This window comes from Aerococcus viridans (genome assembly GCF_002871935.1).
GTDB lineage: Bacteria > Bacillota > Bacilli > Lactobacillales > Aerococcaceae > Aerococcus > Aerococcus viridans_B.
Map to the genome: position 1 here is coordinate 1 of NZ_PNHQ01000016.1, position 21,223 is coordinate 21,223.

The 21,223-nt window shown below is 36.6% G+C and carries 19 protein-coding genes and 1 pseudogene; 17 read left to right on the top strand and 3 right to left on the bottom strand.

The features are described from left to right. The first annotated feature begins 329 nt into the window (after window positions 1–329). The 4 genes and pseudogenes from rpsU to CJ191_RS06880 all read left to right on the top strand — a co-directional run bounded on the left by rpsU (window position 330) and on the right by CJ191_RS06880 (window position 3,001). Window positions 330–503: a 30S ribosomal protein S21 gene (gene rpsU / locus CJ191_RS06865; protein ID WP_003142732.1), complete on the top strand. Its 174-nt coding sequence runs from the start codon at window positions 330–332 to the stop codon at window positions 501–503. A 29-nt stretch (window positions 504–532) separates the two neighbouring features. Then, window positions 533–973, top strand: a pseudogene (locus CJ191_RS06870) (GatB/YqeY domain-containing protein). 456 nt (window positions 974–1,429) lie between these two features. Continuing rightward, complete coding sequence (locus tag CJ191_RS06875; RefSeq protein ID WP_070467860.1) at window positions 1,430–2,218, top strand: SDR family NAD(P)-dependent oxidoreductase; 789 nt, start codon at window positions 1,430–1,432, stop codon at window positions 2,216–2,218. 18 nt (window positions 2,219–2,236) lie between these two features. Next, window positions 2,237–3,001: a 2-keto-4-pentenoate hydratase gene (locus tag CJ191_RS06880; RefSeq protein WP_102199373.1), complete on the top strand. Its 765-nt coding sequence runs from the start codon at window positions 2,237–2,239 to the stop codon at window positions 2,999–3,001. Between the two features lie 82 nt (window positions 3,002–3,083). On the opposite strand, the gene CJ191_RS06885 is transcribed toward CJ191_RS06880, so the two are convergent. Next, complete coding sequence (locus tag CJ191_RS06885; protein WP_070467862.1) at window positions 3,084–4,034, bottom strand: phosphoglycerate dehydrogenase; 951 nt, start codon at window positions 4,032–4,034, stop codon at window positions 3,084–3,086. Window positions 4,035–4,207: 173 nt separating this feature from the next. Here CJ191_RS06885 and CJ191_RS06890 point away from each other — a divergent pair, with 173 nt between their 5' ends. The 12 genes from CJ191_RS06890 (at window position 4,208) to CJ191_RS06945 (ending at window position 17,303) form a co-directional block, all read left to right on the top strand. Continuing rightward, entirely contained in the window at window positions 4,208–5,182 is a 975-nt protein-coding gene (locus CJ191_RS06890) for a PhoH family protein (protein ID WP_102199374.1), read from the top strand. A gap of 75 nt (window positions 5,183–5,257) precedes the next feature. Then, window positions 5,258–5,677: an rRNA maturation RNase YbeY gene (ybeY, locus tag CJ191_RS06895; protein ID WP_257994147.1), complete on the top strand. Its 420-nt coding sequence runs from the start codon at window positions 5,258–5,260 to the stop codon at window positions 5,675–5,677. After that, the gene (locus tag CJ191_RS06900) at window positions 5,652–6,071 is read left to right on the top strand and encodes a diacylglycerol kinase family protein (protein ID WP_070467865.1); all 420 of its coding nucleotides are present in this window, start codon (window positions 5,652–5,654) and stop codon (window positions 6,069–6,071) included. Before ybeY ends, CJ191_RS06900 begins: the two co-directional genes overlap by 26 nt. A 22-nt stretch (window positions 6,072–6,093) precedes the next feature. Continuing rightward, window positions 6,094–7,092 (top strand): GTPase Era, encoded by a 999-nt coding sequence (gene era, locus CJ191_RS06905; protein WP_102199375.1) that lies wholly within the window; start codon window positions 6,094–6,096, stop codon window positions 7,090–7,092. A gap of 52 nt (window positions 7,093–7,144) precedes the next feature. Continuing rightward, window positions 7,145–7,945 carry a DNA repair protein RecO gene (gene recO / locus CJ191_RS06910; protein ID WP_070467866.1) on the top strand — a complete coding sequence of 267 codons (801 nt, stop codon included), beginning with the start codon at window positions 7,145–7,147 and terminating at the stop codon, window positions 7,943–7,945. Between the two features lie 261 nt (window positions 7,946–8,206). After that, window positions 8,207–9,124 carry a glycine--tRNA ligase subunit alpha gene (glyQ, locus tag CJ191_RS06915; protein WP_102199376.1) on the top strand — a complete coding sequence of 306 codons (918 nt, stop codon included), beginning with the start codon at window positions 8,207–8,209 and terminating at the stop codon, window positions 9,122–9,124. After that, the gene (glyS, locus tag CJ191_RS06920; protein ID WP_070467868.1) at window positions 9,124–11,202 is read left to right on the top strand and encodes a glycine--tRNA ligase subunit beta; all 2,079 of its coding nucleotides are present in this window, start codon (window positions 9,124–9,126) and stop codon (window positions 11,200–11,202) included. The genes glyQ and glyS overlap by 1 nt, the downstream gene beginning before the upstream one ends. A gap of 35 nt (window positions 11,203–11,237) precedes the next feature. After that, on the top strand, window positions 11,238–12,563 hold the full coding sequence (obgE, locus tag CJ191_RS06925) for a GTPase ObgE (protein WP_070467869.1): 1,326 nt from the start codon (window positions 11,238–11,240) through the stop codon (window positions 12,561–12,563). A 104-nt stretch (window positions 12,564–12,667) separates the two neighbouring features. Next, window positions 12,668–13,591: a ribonuclease Z gene (gene rnz, locus CJ191_RS06930; RefSeq protein ID WP_070467870.1), complete on the top strand. Its 924-nt coding sequence runs from the start codon at window positions 12,668–12,670 to the stop codon at window positions 13,589–13,591. A gap of 23 nt (window positions 13,592–13,614) precedes the next feature. Then, a complete protein-coding gene (locus CJ191_RS06935) occupies window positions 13,615–14,412 on the top strand; it encodes an SDR family NAD(P)-dependent oxidoreductase (RefSeq protein ID WP_102199377.1) in 798 nt (265 codons plus the stop codon). Window positions 14,413–14,445: 33 nt separating this feature from the next. After that, on the top strand, window positions 14,446–16,791 hold the full coding sequence (gene recJ / locus CJ191_RS06940; protein WP_083272749.1) for a single-stranded-DNA-specific exonuclease RecJ: 2,346 nt from the start codon (window positions 14,446–14,448) through the stop codon (window positions 16,789–16,791). Beyond that, complete coding sequence (locus CJ191_RS06945) at window positions 16,791–17,303, top strand: adenine phosphoribosyltransferase (protein WP_070467872.1); 513 nt, start codon at window positions 16,791–16,793, stop codon at window positions 17,301–17,303. Before recJ ends, CJ191_RS06945 begins: the two co-directional genes overlap by 1 nt. A 154-nt stretch (window positions 17,304–17,457) precedes the next feature. On the opposite strand, the gene lexA is transcribed toward CJ191_RS06945, so the two are convergent. After that, a complete protein-coding gene (gene lexA / locus CJ191_RS06950) occupies window positions 17,458–18,069 on the bottom strand; it encodes a transcriptional repressor LexA (RefSeq protein ID WP_070467873.1) in 612 nt (203 codons plus the stop codon). A 200-nt stretch (window positions 18,070–18,269) separates the two neighbouring features. Here lexA and CJ191_RS06955 point away from each other — a divergent pair, with 200 nt between their 5' ends. Then, a complete protein-coding gene (locus tag CJ191_RS06955) occupies window positions 18,270–19,193 on the top strand; it encodes a diacylglycerol/lipid kinase family protein (RefSeq protein WP_070467874.1) in 924 nt (307 codons plus the stop codon). A gap of 98 nt (window positions 19,194–19,291) precedes the next feature. Here CJ191_RS06955 and CJ191_RS06960 read toward each other — a convergent pair whose 3' ends face one another. Next, entirely contained in the window at window positions 19,292–20,956 is a 1,665-nt protein-coding gene (locus tag CJ191_RS06960) for an NFACT RNA binding domain-containing protein (RefSeq protein WP_070467875.1), read from the bottom strand. Between the last annotated feature and the right edge of the window lie 267 nt (window positions 20,957–21,223).

The window sequence follows — 21,223 nt, forward strand, 5'->3', positions numbered from 1 at the left end:
AGCAATAACATAAATTCCTTCAAAATCACACTTCAGAATCACGTCCTAAACTTTCAATTTATTCCTTGACATCTTTATAGCTGGCTTTTAAAAAGTTTAGGAGATATTTCCGCTCTTTATTATAAAGAAACCAAATTGAATTAATATAAAGTCCCCATTTAGCTTCTATTTCTACTGTAACAACGTGTAAAAAAATTCAATGATTATTCGATTAACCAATAAAATGACGTAGGGATAATTGACTTTATTTATTTAATGACGTATAATTCACTAGAACGTTTTTTCAAGTATGAAAGAACGATTTGTAGTAACGAGGGGAGGGAAATGTCATGTCAAAAACTGTAGTTCGTAAAAACGAATCACTTGACGACGCTCTTCGTCGCTTCAAACGTTCAGTTTCAAAATCTGGTACAATACAAGAAGCACGTAAACGTGAATTCTACGAAAAACCTTCAGTAAAACGTAAGAAGAAATCTGAAGCGGCTCGTAAACGTAAATTCTAATTGTTTACCTCACTTAAAAGAGACAGCTCATGGCGTTATTAGACCAACTAAATACCGATATGAAGGTAGCCATGAAAGCTAAAGATAAATGTAAGTTATCTGTTATCCGGATGTTAAAGACAGCAGTTCAAAATGCTGAAATTAACAAAGTGATACCTTGTCTGTGGATGAAGAAATTGAACTTTTGGCTCGCGAGTTGAAGCAAGGAAAAGAGTTGGAAGTAGGATTCCGTCAAGCAGATCATGTAGAATTAGCAGATAGCGCGGTTGCTGTAATTGCATTATCGAGAATATTTGCCAGCACAATTATCAGAATCTGAATTTGATGAAGGCGTTAATCAAGTTATTGATGAAGGTGGCGCAACATCTATGAAAGATTTTGGTAAAGTAATGCAAACTGCTGTGGCTAAATTTAAAGGCCGAGTTGAAGGTAATGCAATGCAAACAGTAGCCAAAAAATATTTAAGTTAATTTATTTGAATATAAAAAGGAAGTCATTTGACTTCCTTTTTTATTGGTCAAAAAATTGAGTTTTAATATTATAAATGAGAAATTCATTAAAATAAAATTAAAAAATAGCTTGAAATCACTTCTTTTTTTTGATAAATTGTATTTAGTAATTTGAAAGGGGTGACAACAATGCGTCAATTTAGAATATCCTCCATATATATGATGCATGCTGACGTATTTGTTGCGTCTCCATTTAATTCAAAACAAGAATTATTATCATTAGCTAAGTAGGATTCTTCTCTAGGAGAGTCCTTTTCCACGTGAAACGGGCTCTAGCTAATGAAACGGCGGCCTGTTGACGGTCGTCGTTTTTTTATTAGTTGAGGCCGAAAGCTATAAAGAATGGTAAAAATCTGGAACTTGAGTGGAAACTTTTTTCAAATCAATAAGATCTATAAAGATGAAGGAGCGATTTTGATGGATTTAGGACTAAAAGGTAAAGTAGCAGTCATAACCGGGGCAAGTAGAGGTATCGGATTTGAAACAGCAAAAACACTGGCTGAGGAGGGTGCACACGTTGTGATTACAGCCCGCCACGAGGAAAGATTAATTGAGGCACAAACAGCCATTAAAGAAGCTACGGGGGTTGAAGTAGATTACGCAGTAGCTGACGTTACAGATTTATCCGCTGTCCAAAAGGCAATTGCGGATACTGCATCCAAATACGGGACTATCGATATCTTAGTCAATAATGCGGGTGGCCACAGAGCGGGCTCATTTGAAGAAGTAGATAATGATGCCTGGCGATTTGATTTAGAAATCAAAATTATTGGTGTGGCGAATTTTACACGTGAAGTACTCCCCTATATGCGAAAGCAAGCGTCAGGGTCTATTATTAGTGTTTTATCAAATTCAGGAAAGACGCCAGGTCCAAAATCAGTTCCAACCTCACCAGCCCGCTCAGCAGGACTTGCCGTCATCAAGGAATTGAGTAAGGAGTACGGTGAATACAATATTCGTGCAAATGCGGTATGTATTGGTTATATCCGAAGTGAGCAGGTTGAAAATATGTGGCAAAATGACCCGGAAAAACCCACTTGGGAAGAGTTTTCAAAACAAAAAGCCAAGGATACGCATACGCCAATGGGCCGTGTTGGTGAAACAGCAGAAGCTGCTAAAGTGATTAGTTTTCTTGCTTCAGATGCTGCTTCTTATGTTAGTGGTACAGCAGTGAATATTGACGGTGGCGCATCTGACGCCATGTAAAATGGAGGATAACAGTTTATGATGGATCAAGAAATTATTTTCGCAAGTCAAGCACTTTATCAAGCAGATAATCATAAAATCCCCGTAAAATATGGGAAGTTCGGGATATTGAATGAGGAAGACGGATACCGTGTTCAACAAGCCGTTTTAGATTTACGAAAAGAGGCTGGTGAACAAGTTGCGGGATATAAAATTTCTTTGTCAGCAAAAATTCAACAGTCCTTCTTTAAGACTTCAACTCCTTTATATGGTGTCATGACAGATAAAGGCGTTTGGGGTTCGGATATAGATCTAAGCAAATTTATGGGGCCATTGTTAGAATTTGAAATGATATTCAAGGCTGAAGAAAGGATTTCGCCTGACGATTCTGTTGAGACGATCATGTCTAAATGTAAGGTGGCGACAGGATATGAAATTCCTGATTGCCGTTATGACAACTGGTACGGGAATATTTCAAAATTTGAATTGATTGCCGATGGCGCAGCCAATGCAGGTGTAGTAGCTGGTGAATATGTCAAACGAACTTATCAAGAAATTGATGACGTGATAGGGACAGTAACACTAGATGGTCAACCATACACTCAGGGTTCTTCAAAAGAGGTGATGGGTCACCCAGCATATTCAGTCCAATGGTTGGCACAAAAATTAGCTGAAATTGGTCAAGCTATTGAACCAGGCATGTTTGTAGCTTCAGGTGCCGTTAATATGCCTAAAGTCATTGAACCAGGTGTTTATGTTGGCCAATTTGAAGGTCTTCCCCCAGTAATCTTATTTGCAAAATAAACAAAAAAATATCGGAAAAAGCATTGGCTATTCCGAAATTTAGAAAAGCCGATGCTTTTTTATCTATTTGACTTATTGTGATTTAATAGCCTTTTTCTTTTGAAACAACATTGACGGCTAAGTCGCCCTTTTCTGCGTAAGCTTTTAAGTTAGCATGGAATATCTTATATGTTTCGATGGCAAAGTGTTCTACTTGACCAGTCATATGTGGTGTAACATCAATTTTTTCATGAGTCCAGAAAGGATGGTCTCTAGGCAGTGGTTCCTCATTAAAGACGTCTAAAGCAGCGTAAGCAATGCGGTCATTTTCTAGAGCATTAATCAGGTCTTCGTCGACCACAGCAGACCCACGACCAACGTTAATAAATAGTGGTTGATTCTCTTGACGATTAAAGAAATCGGTATTGAAAACAGCTTGTGTGGCGTCTGTTTCTGGTAAGACGTTGACGATGATATTGGCGTCAGTCACTTGCTTAAATCCGTCCGCTGTTTTCACTGTTTGATCAAAGTGGTCTACATTGCGACCTGACGTATTCACACCGACTGTTTCTAAACCGAATGCTTGGCCGATACGGGCTATTTCTTTCCCCACATTACCAGCACCAAAAATCAACATTTTTTTCTCAGGTAATGACATATGTTTTGCGTATGCCCAGTGCTTTTCTTGTTCACGCGCTTTATAAATGTGTAAACTGCGATAGTAATTTAAAATATAACCAAATACCGTTTCAGCTATTGGTGTTGCATGGATACCGCTCATGTTAGTAATTTGAATATTTTGATCAGTAACAATCTCTTTAGGTAATTGATTAATTCCAGCAAATTGGACTTGAATCCAGCGTAGGCTATCATAACCATTCATTTTATATTTCTCGGCTAAATCAGCGTTCCAACCATATTGAATTTCAATGTTGGGATAGTCTACGTCTGTTAATTCGTCTGCTCGTTTCACTTGATAATTACTCGCAATATCTTGAATATCTTTAAATTGCCAATCTTTTACTAGATTAGCGATGGCTATAATTTTTTGCAATTTTTATGCCTCCATAAAGCGTTTTCTCCATTATATCATTGATCCATTCACTTTCGAAAGTAAATGTCCTTTTCGAAAAAGGACAAAGCATTTGATAATGTATGATCTGTTATTCGTATTTATCTTACATTTTTGCTATAATTTACTTAATACGAAAAGGAGGAAGTTTTCATTTGACAGAATCTACAATTAGCAAAAGTGTAGCCTTGATGGATCCAGCGTTAGCTGTACAACTTTTTGGTACTGAGGACCGTAATCTTTCTTTGATTGAACAAGCTTTTGAGGTTCAAATATTTGCTAGGGATGAGCATATTGAAGTGAGTGGACCTGAAGCGAGTGTTATACAAACAATTGATTTATTAACCGAATTACAAGTTATTCTACAATCGGGCATTACAATTGGTGAACGTGATGTGGTTACTGCTATTAAGATGGCGAGAAATGGAACACTGAACCATTTCGTGAGTTTATATGAAGAAGAAATTGGTCGAACATTTGAAGGAAAAGCCATTCGCACAAAATCTGTAGGTCAACGTCAATATTTACATGCTGTCAATAAACATGCCATAACGTTTGGAATTGGACCAGCTGGTACTGGGAAAACTTTCTTAGCAGTGATGATGGCCGTTCAGGCACTCAAACAAGGACGAGTGAAACGCATTGTATTGACACGCCCAGCGGTTGAGGCGGGAGAAAGTTTGGGATTTTTACCAGGGGACTTGAAAGAAAAGGTAGATCCGTACTTACGTCCAATTTATGATGCTTTGTATACGATTTATGGTCGTGAACATACGGAGCGTTTATTAGAGCGTGGAGTGATTGAAATAGCACCATTAGCTTATATGCGTGGGCGTACTTTAGAAGATGCTTTTGTTATCTTAGATGAAGCACAAAATACCACCGTTGCTCAAATGAAGATGTTCTTAACCCGTCTTGGATTCGGCTCTAAGATGATTGTCAATGGTGATAAAACACAAATCGATTTACCAAGAGGTGCTAAATCTGGTTTGATTGATGCTGAACGATACTTAAGAGGTATTAAAGATATAGACTTTGTTCACTTTACTGCAACTGATGTTGTGCGTCATCCTGTAGTATCAGCAATTATTGATGCTTATGCGAATGAAGATAGTGAAGGTCAAGGCTAGGAGAAAAAAGGTGAAGATGTGTTAGATTTAATTTATGAAGATAAAACAAAGGAAGTTTCTGCTGAAGATGAAAAAATGTTACATGAATTGCTAGAGTTTGCAGCTGATTATTTAGAATTAACAGGAGAAATTGATTTATCATTAACTATTGTGAATGATGCAGAAATTCATGAAATCAATAGAACTTACCGTAATATTGACAGTCCAACCGATGTGATTTCTTTTGCGATTGAAGATCTAGGTGAAGATGAACTATCAATTGTTGGTCTACCAGAAGACATGCCACGAGAACTGGGGGATCTTTTCATTTCAATTGATAAAACCCGAGCACAAGCTGAGGAATATGGACACTCTTTTGAACGCGAGTTAGGTTTTTTAGCTATCCATGGCTTTTTACATTTGAATGGATATGACCATATGAATGAAACGGATGAGAAGGAAATGTTTAGTCTACAGAAAGAGATTTTAGATGCTTATGGACTTAAAAGAGCGTAAGCAAACACCAGAATTGCCCAAGGTGGATAAAAATCATAATTTTTTTGAATCTATGGGCTATGCTTTGAGTGGTATTCGATTTGCATTTGTTCATGAGCGTAACATTCGATATCAACTACTAGGCTTAGTATTAGTGATGTTAGCAGCCTATTATTTCAATTTGTCTATTGAGAAATGGTTAATTCTCATATTAACGTGTGCTATTGTCATTTGTATGGAGATTACCAACACCATAGCTGAGTGGATTATTGATTTAGTTACCGACCAACAATATCATCCAATTGCTAAAAATGTGAAAGATGTAGCCGCTGGAGGTGTCTTAATTTCTTCTATGATGGCCGTCATTGTTGGTTTACTCATTTTTGTTCCTGAAATTTTACTTTTTTTCCATTAATACTGAATAAGGGAGACTATTTTTGAATATAGAAGATTTTAATATAAACGATTTTGATAATATTGAGGACTTAGAAAAGTTACTAGAAGATGATGGTGCCCAGGCAGAAGATAATTTTGATGGTTATAAATCCGGTTTTGTAGCAATCGTTGGTCGTCCTAATGTTGGAAAGTCAACATTTTTAAACCGTGTTGTTGGTCAAAAAGTAGCGATCATGTCTGATAAAGCTCAGACGACACGTAATAAGATTCAAGCTGTTTACACTTCAGAAGAAGCACAGATTGTCTTTATTGACACACCTGGTATTCATAAACCACATAATGAGTTAGGTGAATTTATGAATAAGTCTGCTTACCAATCTCTTGAGGAAGTAGATGTTATCTTAATGCTTGTAAATGCTGAAGAACCCATTGGACCTGGTGATAAATTTGTCTTTGAAAAAATTAAAAATTATAAAACACGCAAGTTTTTAGGGATAAATAAAATTGATAAAGTTTCACCAGATACTTTAGCTGATTTTATAGAAACGATTCCAAACCCAGATAGTTTTGATGGCATTATTCCTTTATCTGCTTTAAACGGGAATAATGTTGGAACCCTAATGGATACCTTGGTGAATCTTTTACCAACAGGACCACAGTATTATCCATCTGATTTTATTACAGACCACCCAGAATATTTTGTGGTATCTGAATTAATTCGTGAACAGATTCTATTAAATACCTATGAAGAAATTCCACATTCGGTAGCTGTTCAAGTTGATTCTATGCAAAAAGATGAATTAGACCGCGTCCATGTATATGCCACTATCATAGTTGATCAAAAAAGCCAAAAAGGCATCATTATCGGCAAAGGTGGTAAAATGATCAAGAAAATAGGTGTTGATGTGCGCAAAGAAATTGAAAATCTATTAGGTTCAAAAATATATTTGGAACTATGGGTGAAGATCATAAAGAACTGGCGTAATAATAAATCAAACTTAGGTGATTTAGGTTATAACTATAAAAATTACAAAGGCTAATCCACAAACGAAGTAGGTATATGCAAATGTGTATGAAAAGGAGGGCAAGACCATGCGGAAGGATCATTATGCGCGATTCGATGGGATTGTCCTTTTTACGCGTAAGTATAAAGAAAATGATTTACTAATTAAGATATTTACAAAAGAATATGGAAAGCGTATGTTTTTTGTTAAAAATATTCAACGACAAAATAATAGTCTAAAAGAGATTGCCTTTCCATATATGCGCGCCTCTTTTGTTGGGACTATAAATGATCAAGGCTTTTCCTTCTTGAATGATACTGGCAATATTCAATTTCCTAAGACGACGATTGATGATATCCAAGCCAATGCTTATGCTGCTTATATGACAGGATTAACGGATGCTGCTTTTGAAGATTTTATTCAAGAAGACAAGGTTTTTGATTTGTTGTGGCAAGGTTTAGGTAAAATTGAAGCAGGTGTTGATCCGTCTGTTGTGGCGAATATATTTGAAATTCAGTTGCTACCTAAATTTGGTGTAGCACCGAATTTTCTATATTGTGCAATATGTGGCCAGGACAGTGGAAGATTTGATTATTCTATGGCATATGCTGGGGTATTATGTGCGGATCATTTTCATATGGATGAACGCCGTTTGCATTGGTCACCTAGAGCTAGTCATTTTATTCGAATGTTCAGCCAAATTTCCTACGATAGGTTAGGAGAAGTGAACTTACAGGTTAGTACCAAAGCTGAAATTAGACAGGCTTTAGATGACCTATATGAGGAGTACGTTGGCATTCATTTGAAGAGTAGACACTTTATTAGTCAGTTAGAAACTTTTATCAATCCACTTGACGATAAAAGAGAAAAAAAGTATGATAATAGCTGAATATAAGAAGTGCAATGAAAATACTAAGTAACTAGAGGTAGATTCTAAAGCGAGGTCGGATGGTGAAAGCGGCCGAATTGAACTCATGTGAAGGCATATTGGAGCACTTAGCAATAAAGCGCTAATGAGTTTATGCATTAGAAGTAGGGTGGAACCGCGATATAATCGTCCCTATGTGTTTGTTTTTCAAATACATAGGGGCTTTTTTGTGTCTTCTGATGTATTTGACCACTAAAGATTAAGAATGAGGAAGTGAACATCTTGGCAACGAATCATAAAACATTTCAAGATATTATTTTAACTTTACAAAATTACTGGGCAGAGCAAGGCTGCTTAGTTTTAAATGCCTATGATACTGAAAAAGGTGCGGGTACTATGTCACCTTATACCTTCTTGCGAGCAATCGGACCTGAACCGTGGAATGCTTGTTACGTAGAGCCATCTCGTCGTCCAGCTGACGGTCGTTATGGTGAAAATCCAAACCGTTTATACCAACATCACCAATTCCAAGTCGTGATGAAGCCAAATCCAGAAAATATTCAAGAGCTTTATATTGAAAGCCTAAAACAATTAGGTATTGATCCATTACAACATGATATTCGTTTTGTAGAAGATAACTGGGAAAATCCTTCATTAGGTTGTGCTGGTTTGGGTTGGGAAGTTTGGTTAGACGGGATGGAAGTTACCCAATTTACTTATTTCCAACAAGTTGGTGGATTGGAATGTAAGCCTGTAACATCTGAATTAACTTACGGTTTAGAACGTTTAGCTTCTTACATCCAAGAGGTTGACTCAGTTTATGATATTGAATGGGTTGAAGGGGTCAAATATGGTGAAATTTTTGGCCAAGCTGAGTATGAGCACTCAGTTTATTCATTTGAAGAATCAGATGTAGATATGTTGTTCTCTGTCTTCAATAAATATGAAACTGAAGCGCTAAAACAGATCGATAATGAATTAGTTCACCCGGCTTATGACTACATTTTAAAATGCTCACATACATTTAACTTATTGGATGCACGTGGGGTCATCTCTGTTACTGACCGTGCTGCTTATCTAGCACGTATCCGTAATATGGCGCGTCGCGTAGCTAAAATGTTTGTGAAAAAACGTGCTGATTTGGGTTACCCATTATTAGACCGCGAAACAGCAGAAGCGTTATTGAAGGAGGCAAAATAATGAGCCAACATAAATTTTTATTTGAAATTGGTTTAGAAGAGGTACCTGCCCAATACGTGCGTAATGCCGTTAACCAATTAAAAGCTTTAGTTGAAAACTTTTTAACAGAAAACCGTTTAACTTTTGAAAATGTTGAAACATTTGCGACCCCACGTCGTTTAACAGTTCGTGTGAATGGTCTAGCAGATAAACAAACAGATTTTTCTGAAGTTGCTAAGGGACCAGCTAAACGTATTGCCCAAGATGAAGAAGGTAACTGGACCAAAGCTGCGCAAGGTTTTGCTCGCGGAAAAGGCGCATCTGTTGAAGATATTTACTTTGAGGAAGTAAAAGGGGAAGAGTATGTTTTCATTGAAATATCTAACCCAGGAAGTCCTGCAGCAGATATTTTACAAAATATTGTAACTGTTATTGATCATATGTCATTTCCTGTTTCTATGCACTGGGCTTCATATGATGTCAAATATATTCGCCCAATTCACTGGATGGTAGCATTACTGGATGATCAAGTCTTACCATTAACTTTCTTAAATTTAACAGCTTCAAATGTTTCTCGTGGACATCGCTATTTAGGTGACCAAGCTGTAACGATTGCTGATGCAGATGCTTATGAAGCAGCATTAGCAAAAGAGTTTGTCATTGTTAATCAAGATGAACGAAAAGCATTGATTGAACAACAAATCAACCAATTAGCGAGTGAAAATGACTATCAAATTGATATTGATGAAGATTTACTTGAAGAAGTTACACAGATTGTTGAATATCCAACAGCCTTTATTGGTAATTTCGATGAGAAATACCTAGAATTACCAGATGAAGTACTTATTACTTCAATGAAGAACCATCAACGTTACTTCTATGTTAAAGATCAAGCTGGTAACTTGTTACCTTTATTCCTAGCAGTTCGTAATGGAAATGCTGAATATCTGGATAATGTTCGAAAAGGGAATCAAAAAGTGCTAACTGCTCGTTTAGAAGATGGCTTCTTCTTTGTAAATGAAGATAAAACTAAAACCATTCAAGACTTCCAGGATCGTTTGGCTAAGGTGACTTTCCACGCTGAAATTGGTACATTACAAGAAAAAATGACACGTACAGGTCAAATTGCGCAATACCTTGCTGAAAAATGGTCAGATGAATTTGCCGATGCACAAGCGGAAGATATTATACGTACTGCTGAAATCTATAAATTTGATTTAGTAACAGGTATTGTAGATGAATTCTCTGAATTACAGGGTGTTATGGGTGAAAAATATGCCTTAGAATTTGGTGAAACTCCTGCTGTTGCTACCGCTATTCGTGAACATTATATGCCTATTTCTGCAGATGGAGAATTACCAGCTAGCCAATTAGGAAAATTATTTGCAGTCTCAGATAAATTAGATTCTGTTATCTCATTCTTTAATATCAACCGTATTCCTTCTGGATCAAACGATCCGTTTGCTTTACGTCGTCAAACTTCTGGAATTGTGCGCATTCTAATCGAAAATGAGTTAACTTTTGACTGGAAAACTGATATTATAAGTATCTTGCAAACTGTTTATGATATTCAAGATCAAGATCGTCTACTTCAATTACAAACGGCATTGAGTCAATTTGTAAATGACCGTTTGAAAGCGATATTGAATGATCAAGAAATTCGTTATGATATTGCGGATGCTGTCTTACAAAGTCGTTCAAATGATATTTTAACGAAATTAGCAGCAAGTAAGGTCTTACAAGAAGCAAGTAGTAAATCTTCATTTAAAGAAACACTCGAAGCGTGGAATCGTATCTTGAATTTAGGTAAGAAAGCCCGCGAATTAAACGTGGAGAATGCTATAATAGATGAGAGCCGTTTTGAAACTGAATCTGAAGTAGCATTATTTAATAGTGCTAAAGGCTTAGAGATGACAAATGACATGCAAGACAACTATAATCAACTTGAGGCCTTAACACCAATAATCACTGAATTTTTTGATCACAATATGGTGTTTGCAGAAGAACAAACGGTGCAAAATAACCGTTTGGCAATTTTGAGTTTGATTGCACAAGCGATTTTAATACTTGCTGATACAAACCGTATTAACACTAAATAAGTATAGTAATCGTAATTGAAAGGAGGGGGGAACATATGTCAACATTTTTTGATTATGCTAAAATCTGGGTAAAAGCAGGTAAGGGTGGCGACGGTATGGTTGCCTTTTTACGAGAAAAATATCGTCCAGATGGTGGTCCAGCTGGAGGAGATGGTGGCCGTGGTGGTGACGTTATCTTCAAAGTAGATGAAGGATTGAGAACTTTGATGGACTTCCGCTACAACCGTCACTTCAAAGCGAAACCAGGCGAAAATGGTATGCCTAAAGGAATGTATGGACGTGGTGCAGAAGATATGTATGTCGCTGTACCCCCTGGAACAGTAGTTAAAAACTTTGACACTGGTCAAATTATTGGTGATTTAGTAAAAGATGGTGAAGAACTTGTTGTTGCTCACGGAGGTCGTGGTGGTCGTGGGAATATGAAATTCGCCACTCATAACAATCCTGCACCGGAAATCGCGGAGAATGGTGAACCAGGAGAGGAAATTACCCTGCAACTAGAATTAAAATTAATTGCTGATGCAGGATTAGTAGGTTTCCCTTCAGTTGGGAAATCAACGTTATTATCTGTTGTGACGGCAGCAACACCAAAAATAGGGGACTATCACTTTACAACAATTACGCCCAACTTAGGTGTAGTGAATACACGTTCAAACGAATCATTCGTACTAGCGGATTTACCAGGTTTAATTGAGGGAGCAGCTGACGGTATAGGGCTAGGTTTCCAATTTTTACGTCATGTTGAACGAACTAAGGTAATTTTACATGTAATTGATATGGGTGGTTTTGAAAATCGAGATCCTTTTGAGGATTACGTTGCTATTAATAAGGAACTACATCATTATGATGATCAACTAATGTCACGACCAACGATTATCGTAGCGAACAAGATGGATATTCCTGAAGCTGAATTATATATTGAAGAGTTTAAGGAGAAACTTGCAAGCTATTTTGCTGAAAATTATCCAGATTTAGCACTGCCAGAGATATTCCCAATCTCTGCTTATACTAGAGAAGGATTGGAACCTTTAATGGACCATACTGCCGAATTGATTCGCTTGGAAGAAGAGCGGATTGCTGAAGAAGGTAAACAAGCTTCTACAGAAACAGTTGTTTATGAAATGCCTGAAGATGAAGAACCGCCATTCTATGTAGGACGAGAATCAGATGGTACTTTCTATCTATATGGGGATAAAATTGAGAAATTATTTAAAATGGCTAATTTGGAATATGATGAGTCAGCATTACGATTTGCTCGTCAATTGAAGAATATGGGTGTTGATAAAGCCTTGGCTGCACGTGGTGCTAAGCAAGGGGATATTATCCGAATATTGGATTACGAGTTTGAATTCCAAGAATAGATTTTCTAGGCATTGAAACAGGAGCGCACATTGAACAGGGAAACTTGGATTTAATGTGCGCTCTTGGTTTTTACGAATTTATAAATAGAAATGAGCGAAAGAAAGTGGAGATAACTTTTTTAGGAACAGGTGCTGGCGTACCGAGTAGAAGTCGGAATGTAACTAGTATCATGTTAAAATTATTAGACGAGAGTAATGAAATGTGGATGTTTGATTGTGGCGAAGCAACCCAGCATCAAATCATGAAAACCACGTTAAAACCCCGAAAAGTCACTAAAATTTTTATTACGCATCTACATGGCGACCATATTTTTGGTTTACCAGGTTTTCTATCTTCAAGAAGTCATCAAGGCGGAGAATCAGCGGTCACGATATACGGACCTAAAGGGATAAAAGCATATATAGAAAATTTTCTTCAGGTTACCCGTACTAGCTTAGGCTATGATTTAATCATTCATGAGTTAGCAGATGAAGGTATTGTTTTTCAAAATGACCAATATCAAGTCATTTACAAGACTTTAGACCACGCTATCCAGTCATATGGTTATAGGGTAATTGAAGCAGATCAGGTAGGTGAATTATTGATTGATAAAGCAAGAGCAGCCGGTGTACCAAATGGTCCGTTATTAGGTCAATTAAAACAAGGAAAAACCATCACACTAGATGATGGACGACAGTTGAATGGTCAGGATTTCATTGGACCAGATATAAAAGGTCGTATTATTACTATTTTAGGAGATACGCGTTATCATCGTAATGCTGTTGCACTAGCGAAAGATGCGGATATATTAGTTCATGAAGCTACTTTTGCAGAAGGTGAGGAACGTATGGCGCGTAATTACTATCATTCAACTGCCAAGCAAGCGGGTCTAGTAGCCAAGGAGGCGAATGTTAAACAATTACTATTAACGCATATCTCAGCAAGATATGTAGGGAAGACATCACAACAATTAGAAGCAGACGCTAAAAAGATATTTCATAATAGTCACATTGTAAAAGATTTTGATTCAATTAATCTAGGTAAGTAGCGAAATTTATAGGAGTGATGAAAATGTCTCAAACATATACAGTCATTACAGGTGCATCTTCAGGAATCGGTCAAGCTTTTGCCTACAAGATGGCTAGCAAAGGTAGAAATATCATTATCAATGGTCGTAATAAAAAGCGACTAAATGAAACAAAAAAGCATGCTCTTGAACTAGGTGCCGGTCAAGTGTTATCCTATACGGCGGATTTAGTTACGGGAGATGAAGCTGAAAATTTCGCCAAATACTGTTTTGATAAAGGTCAGATTGAAAACTTCGTACATTGTTTAGGTTTCGGTGATTTTTCAACGATTGAAGACCAAGATTATACTCAAATTGCCAAGTTAACGCATACAAACTTACTATTGACTATGTTTCTTTCAAAACGCTTTGCAGCTGGAATGTTAGACCAAGATACTAAAACAAATAATATTACTTTAATTTCTTCAGTAGCTGGTTTAATCCAAACACCTAAGTCAGCCGTTTATGCAGCTAGTAAAGCAGGTGTTCATGCCTTTGCCAATGGACTAAGACAAGATTTATGGTCGACTAAGATTAAGGTTACTTGCATTCTACCAGGACCGGTTGACACAGCTTTCTTTGATATCGCAGATAAAGATGGGTCATATTTTGAAAATGTCCAAACTTTTGCTACAACACCAGAGATTGTGGCGGACAAAATGGCAACCGCAATCGAACGTGGCCAGTTTGAGCTAGTTGTACCATTCTACTATGATATCATGAATCGCTTGATGCGATTGGCACCAAACGTAGCTTATCGTTTAATACATTTAACTTTTAAAAAAGGTCAGTTTAGAGACTGATTTTTCTACAGTATTTAGAAATGAGGACCAATTTTGTTGCAATCAGTTTATGAATGGATAGAACCTGAATATTTAACGAAAGAGGATGACCAATCTACAGCCTTTATCCAACAACTAGCTGAAGACTTATCCTTACCCAAAATGGTTGTACAAGTTATTTATGATAAAGGCTATCAAACGACAGCAGCTATCCGAGCTTTTATTGCTAAAGAGCCCATATTTCACGATCCATTCCTGTTAAAAGATATGGATAAGGCCGTTTCAAGACTCCAGCAAGCCGTTGAAAACTATGAAGAAATTTTAATTTATGGGGATTATGATGCAGATGGGATTACATCAACAACTATTCTCTATGAGACACTAGAGATGCTTGGGGCGAATGTATCTTTTTATTTACCTAATCGATTTGAAGATGGATATGGGCCAAACAAAGATGTCTATGCCTATTACATCAAGAAAGGCACCCAATTAATACTCACTTGTGATAATGGTGTCGCTGGTCATGAGGCAGTTGCTTATGCTAAAGAGCAAGGGATTGATGTGATTATCACAGACCATCATGAAATTGGCGATAGCTTGCCGGATGCTTATGCCATCGTCCACCCACGTCACCCAGAAGGGCAATATCCTTTTGGTGATCTAGCGGGGGCTGGTGTGGCCTTAAAATTGGCTACAGCGCTACTTGGTGAAACACCTAGTGATTTACTAGATGTTGCTGCGATTGGAACAGTTGCTGACTCAGTCTCATTAACTGATGAAAACCGGGTCATTGTTTCGTCTGGTATAGACCAAATGAAGCATACTGAACGGTTAGGATTACAAATGTTCTTTGAAAAAGAAAATATTCAACCTGACCAAATCGATGAACAAACAATTAGTTTTATTCTGGGGCCTAGATTAAATGCATTAGGTCGTCTAGGTGATCCAAATCCTGGAGTACAATTTTTAACTTCATTTGATGACCAAGAAGTAGCAGAATTGGTTGAACTATTAGATTCAGAGAATAACGCTCGTAAAGCAATTGTAGATGAGATGGTGAAAGAAGCTGAAGCTCTCGTTGATGGCGAAAATCATTTACCACAGATGATTATTTTAGGTCAGGAAGGTTGGCACGAAGGGGTGCTTGGTATTGTAGCTAGTCGTTTGGTTGAAAAGTACCATCGCCCAACTATTTTATTAAGTAAGAATAGCGAAAAGGGTACTTATAAAGGGTCTGGACGTTCCGTTGAAGGAATTGACCTTTTCCAAGTATTACAAGCTGGAAAAGATTATACAGATAAATTTGGTGGTCATGAAATGGCTGCCGGGATGACAGTTCCTATTGATCAATTTGAAGATTGGAAAACAACTTTACTTGATCGAATGATTGAATTTGCATCGGTATTTAATCAGAAAACACCCTTAAGAATTGATGGGGTTATTGATATTTCTGATATTACCCTTGAAAATATTAAGGCACTTGATCCGATAAAGCCATTTGGAACCGATAATAGACAGCCTTTATTTCTAATGAGAGATATTCAATTATCACAAATTCAGTTAATTGGAAAAGATAAAAATACCTTAAAGCTAATGGTAACAGACGGTGATGTCAAAATAAGTATGATTGCTTTCAAGTCGGGTGACTTAGCGAAACAACTAGTAGCGAATGAACCAATTGATGTGGTATTTAGTTTGTCTGTTAATGCATGGAATGGTAATCAATCACCACAAGCACAAATCAAAGATATTCGTCAAGCAAGTAAGAGTATTTTTGATTTACGGAATTTGCGCGAGCGTAATCAAATTATGTCGATAGAAAATGCCATTTATGTTTTTGAAAATGAGCCATTTTTCCAAGCTTATAAGGATGATATTCCTTTCACCAGTGAGGCAATTATGACTAGTGATATTGGTCAAATTATAGAAAAGGGCACGACCCTTGTTGCTTATAAAAGCTTAGTAATTTTTGATATTCCAAAAGACTTATCAGCTATAAAAGACTTGATAATTAGTAAGGCGATTGATAATATTTATGTCTATGCATACTCCTCTATTAATGCTTATTTGGTAGGAAAACCAACACGTCAAGAATTCGCTCAATTATATAAATATTTACAAGGGCATGGGACTGTACCACTTGCAGGTAATGAGCAAGTACTGGCAGACTACTTTAAAATTTCCAAGGTAAAACTAGAATTAATGGTGAAAGTTCTAGAAGAAGCTGAGCTAGTCAAATGGCATAATACAGATTTAGTGACCATACCGGTCAGTGAGAAAGTTGACTTACTAGCCACTAAAACTATGGCTGATTGGGCGTCCCAAATCAATAATGAACGATTATTGCGGTATAATGATGTTACTATGATTAAAGATTATTTCTATTCAGGAGGAAAATAATGGATTTTAAACAATATATTGCAGATGTACAGGACTTCCCAGAGAAAGATATTTTATTTAGAGATATTACACCTCTGATGGGGAATGGTCCAGCTTTCCACGAAGCAATCGATGAAATTGTGGCATTTGCACGAGAAAAAGATGTTGATGTCGTTGTCGGACCAGAAGCTCGTGGTTTTATTGTAGGTTGTCCGGTTGCTTATGCATTAAACATCGGTTTTGTACCAGCTCGTAAGAAAGGCAAACTACCTCGTGAAATCGAATCTATTGATTACGGTTTAGAGTACGGAAAGTCAACTTTACAAATCCATAAAGATGCTATCAAACCAGGTGACAAAGTCCTTATCGCTGATGATTTATTAGCTACGGGAGGCACAATCGAAGCATGTGTTTCGTTAATCGAGAAATTGGGTGGCGAAGTAGTTGGCGCTGCCTTCTTAGTTGAATTAGATGAATTTAAGGCTAGAGAAAAAATTGCTGGAACAGATGTCTTTTCATTGATGCATTATTAATTCTAAAAAAAACATGACTAACCCTCGTCAGTTAAGTAGACTAGACAGTAGGGCGTCATGTTTTTTTGATATAGGGTATTATGGACGTGTGCTCGAGGCAGTTTCTTTATATATAGGGCAAACAAAATGTGCACACTATATAGCTATACTGAGTTTAGTATGTATGTTCTCTAAATAGACTAATAACGCGACCCAAAATTTGAACATCTGTTAAAATGATCGGTTCTAAACTATGATTTTCAGGTTGCAGGCGAATATATCCATCTTCTTTAAAGAAACGTTTACAGGTAGCTTCCCCTTCATCTGTCATTGCAATAACGATATCGCCGTTTTTAGCAGTTGATTCTTGCCGAACAATCACATAATCCCCGTCTAAGATACCGGCTTCAATCATCGAATCGCCACGAATTTTTAACATAAATAATGATTCGGACTGATTTTGCAGAGTAGGTGGAATTGGAAAATAATCTTCAATTTCTTCAATTGCTGTAATTGGCTGACCAGCTGTTACTGTACCGATCATTGGGATACCTTGGTTAGATACACCTAACAATGTCAACCCTTTGTCAGTAATCTCCATGGCACGAGGTTTTGTCGCATTACGTAGAAGATAACCTTGTTTCTCTAATTGTGATAAATGGCCATGTACGGTTGATGTTGAGGATAAATTTACTGCTTCACAGATTTCTCTTACAGTGGGAGGGAATCCTTGACTTTGTATATTAGAATAAATACATTTAAGTATTTGCAGATGACGTTCTTTCATTAGCTGTACTCCTTTTGATATAGGTTATGAGTTCTAACTATTCGCTTTTATTTGAATCTAGTATAGCACGTATGTTCGGTCAATACAAACGTACATTCGATAAACTAAACAAAAAACCATATAACATTGAATAATAAATTGTTTGCTATAATGAAGGTGATGATGAAACGCTTTTATAATTTAGACAAAGGGTGACAAACATGAGTGATAAGGGCTTTTTATTTATATTCAATAAGTCAGCCGGAAAGAAGAAAAAAGCTGATATTAATGCATTAATACAAGAGCGAGCGTCTATATTTGGTATAGATAAAGATAATATATTTTTAGTTTATTCAACTTCAAAAACATCTAGTCAATTTTTAATCGACCGTTTTGCCAAAAAATACGCTGACGGTGTAGTGATCGCTTGTGGTGGAGATGGCACTGTACACTCAATTGGGAATATAGTTATCGATACAAATTTTACTTTTGCTATTTTACCTTTTGGTACGGGAAATGACTTTTACGGAAGTTTATATGGTAAGCGATCAATTAAAGATCAAGTTGATCAAATTTTTAAAGGGGCAACTAGTGCGACTGATGCTATCTTTATTCCTGAGTTAGATTTATATGTCATGAATATTTTGAGTGTTGGCTTAGATGCAAATGTCGTGTACCAGGCTAATCATTTCAAGAAAAAGAACAAAATATTTCAAAAATATGTCTATATGGCTTCTATTCCTAAGGCATTAACAAATGGTACAGCTTTTGATATTATATTAAAAGCCCGGTTAGCGGGAGTGGATCAGCAAATTGAACCTGGCCCTTATATACTTGCCGCTTTGTGTAATGGAATCATGTACGGTGGTGGTTTTAAGGTGAATCTTAATGGTCAAATGGATGATGGATTGCTAGAATTGGTCTATGCGCAAACGCTTCCAACACGCAAAATATGGGGCTTAATATATAAATTTTTCTCAGGAAACCATGGTGGTGTTAAAGAGTTGCATCATCTAACTTGTGATGAAGTAGTATATATAAGTGAGAACGGATTGCCAATGAACTTAAACTGTGATGGCGAGATCTATCAGTTGCCTGTATTTACTTGCCAAGTAAAAAAACATGCTTATAAACGTATTCGTTAGTATAAATATCTAAAAAGGTCGAACGAGTATACGCTAGGTTGGTTAGCCATATGGCTGGTAAAGAATAGCTTTTCGTTCGACCTCTTTATATAGAAATGTTAGTTCAATTTGGCTGGTGTTACAAATATAGTCTTTTGTTCAAAATAATTTACAAAACCAGGTTTACTACCATTTGGTTTTTTTACATGTTTTACTTGTGTGTAATCAACAGGTACATTATTAGATTGCCTGTATTTTGAATATGCAGCCGCTAATTGTGCAGCTTGAGTAATTTCAGCCTCACTAGGATTACTAGATTCTAAAATAACGTGTGAACCGGGAATATCCTTTGTGTGGAACCAATAGTGGTTTTTGTTGGCTTGACGCATGGTCAATTGATCATTTTGTTTGTTATTACGTCCAACTAAAATACGATTCCCTTCTTGAGTTTGGAATTCCCGAGGCTTAGCTGAAGCATTATTTGATCTCTTTTTCTTATCTTGCTTTTGTTTTTTTAGATAACCTTGATCAATTAATTCTTCCCGAATATCTGCTAATTCATTTGGTTCAGCAAAATTTAATTGTGTTTGAATAGATTCTAGATATTGGATTTCAGCTTCAGCAACTTGTTTTTGTTTCTCAATATGATTAATCGCATTACGCAACTTATTATATTTGTGATAATATTTCTGTGCATTTTGCGATGGCGATAGGGCGGGATCTAAGCTGATTGTAATCGGTTGGTCATTATCGTGGTAGTTCGCTAAGGTAACCTCTGTTTGACCTTTTTCAATCTGGTATAAAAAGGTGGTCAATAATTCACCTTTTAATTGGAAGATATCTGCTTTAGACGACTTTTCTATATCTTGATTTAGATTGGCCAAACGTTTGTGTTGGTGCTTAAGATTCTTATCTACTGCTTGAATAATCGCATTACCAACTTGGCGCACATAGTCATGCTTACTTTTTTCTGCATAGTATGCTGTTAATAGTTCACTTAAATTATGATATTGGTGTTTCTCACCAGAAATAGTAGCATAAGGGAACGCTAAAAAGTGTTGCTTATTCTCTTGTATCACTAGTGTTGGCGTAGGATGGTCAAATCTGATACAGAAATCTCGAATGACTTCATATGGTTTACGACTATCTATTTCAATTAGGTGTGCTAATTCAATAGCCGAATCACGACCCAACCCCATCAATTGACTCTGTAAGAACTTTGTTGTCATTAAAGATTTATCCGCTTCAAAATTTTCGCCAACTTTAAAAGGATTCACTTGATTTTGATGTGGAGGAAGTTGATAAGTTGCACCAGGTAAGATTGTTCTAAAAGTATTTTGATACATTGGCACATGTTTAATCGCATCGATAATCTTCTTATCTTTGTCTAATAAAAAGATATTGGAATGACGTCCCATGATTTCGACAATTAATTGTTGTTGACTAGCGTCACCTAACTCATCTCTTCTAGTTAAATTAAAAATGATTATTCTATCATTATCATACTGTTCAATACCTTCAATAATATTTCCTTCAACATATTTCCGTAATACCATAGTAAAGTTTGGTGGTGTTTCAGGATTATTATAGGCTTGCTCTGTTATTTGTATACGCCCGAAACTCGGATGGGCTGAAATTAATAATTTGTGGTTTTTGCGGTTAGCACGGATAGTTAATACCAGTTCCATCTCATAAGGTTGTTGGATTTTATGAATCCGACCACCTGCTAACGTTGTGTTTAATTCTTTAATTAGTGCATGGGTAAACATACCGTCAAAAGACATGTAAGCACCACCTTCCTAACACACTATTATAAGGGTTTTTATTTCTTTTGGCAAAAAAGTGGATCATTTTAACATATCGAATCCAAAATGAATTATCCTTTTTCCTGATATTATGCTTGTCTTTTTTCTCATGATTTGCTAATATTTGATTAACAAGATATCAAAGATGAAGGGAGCCACTCAAATGTTAACTACTGTGCAAACAATGAAAAACTGGCAAAGCCACATAAATTAGTTGTATCTGCACGAGTGCGCATAGATACAACT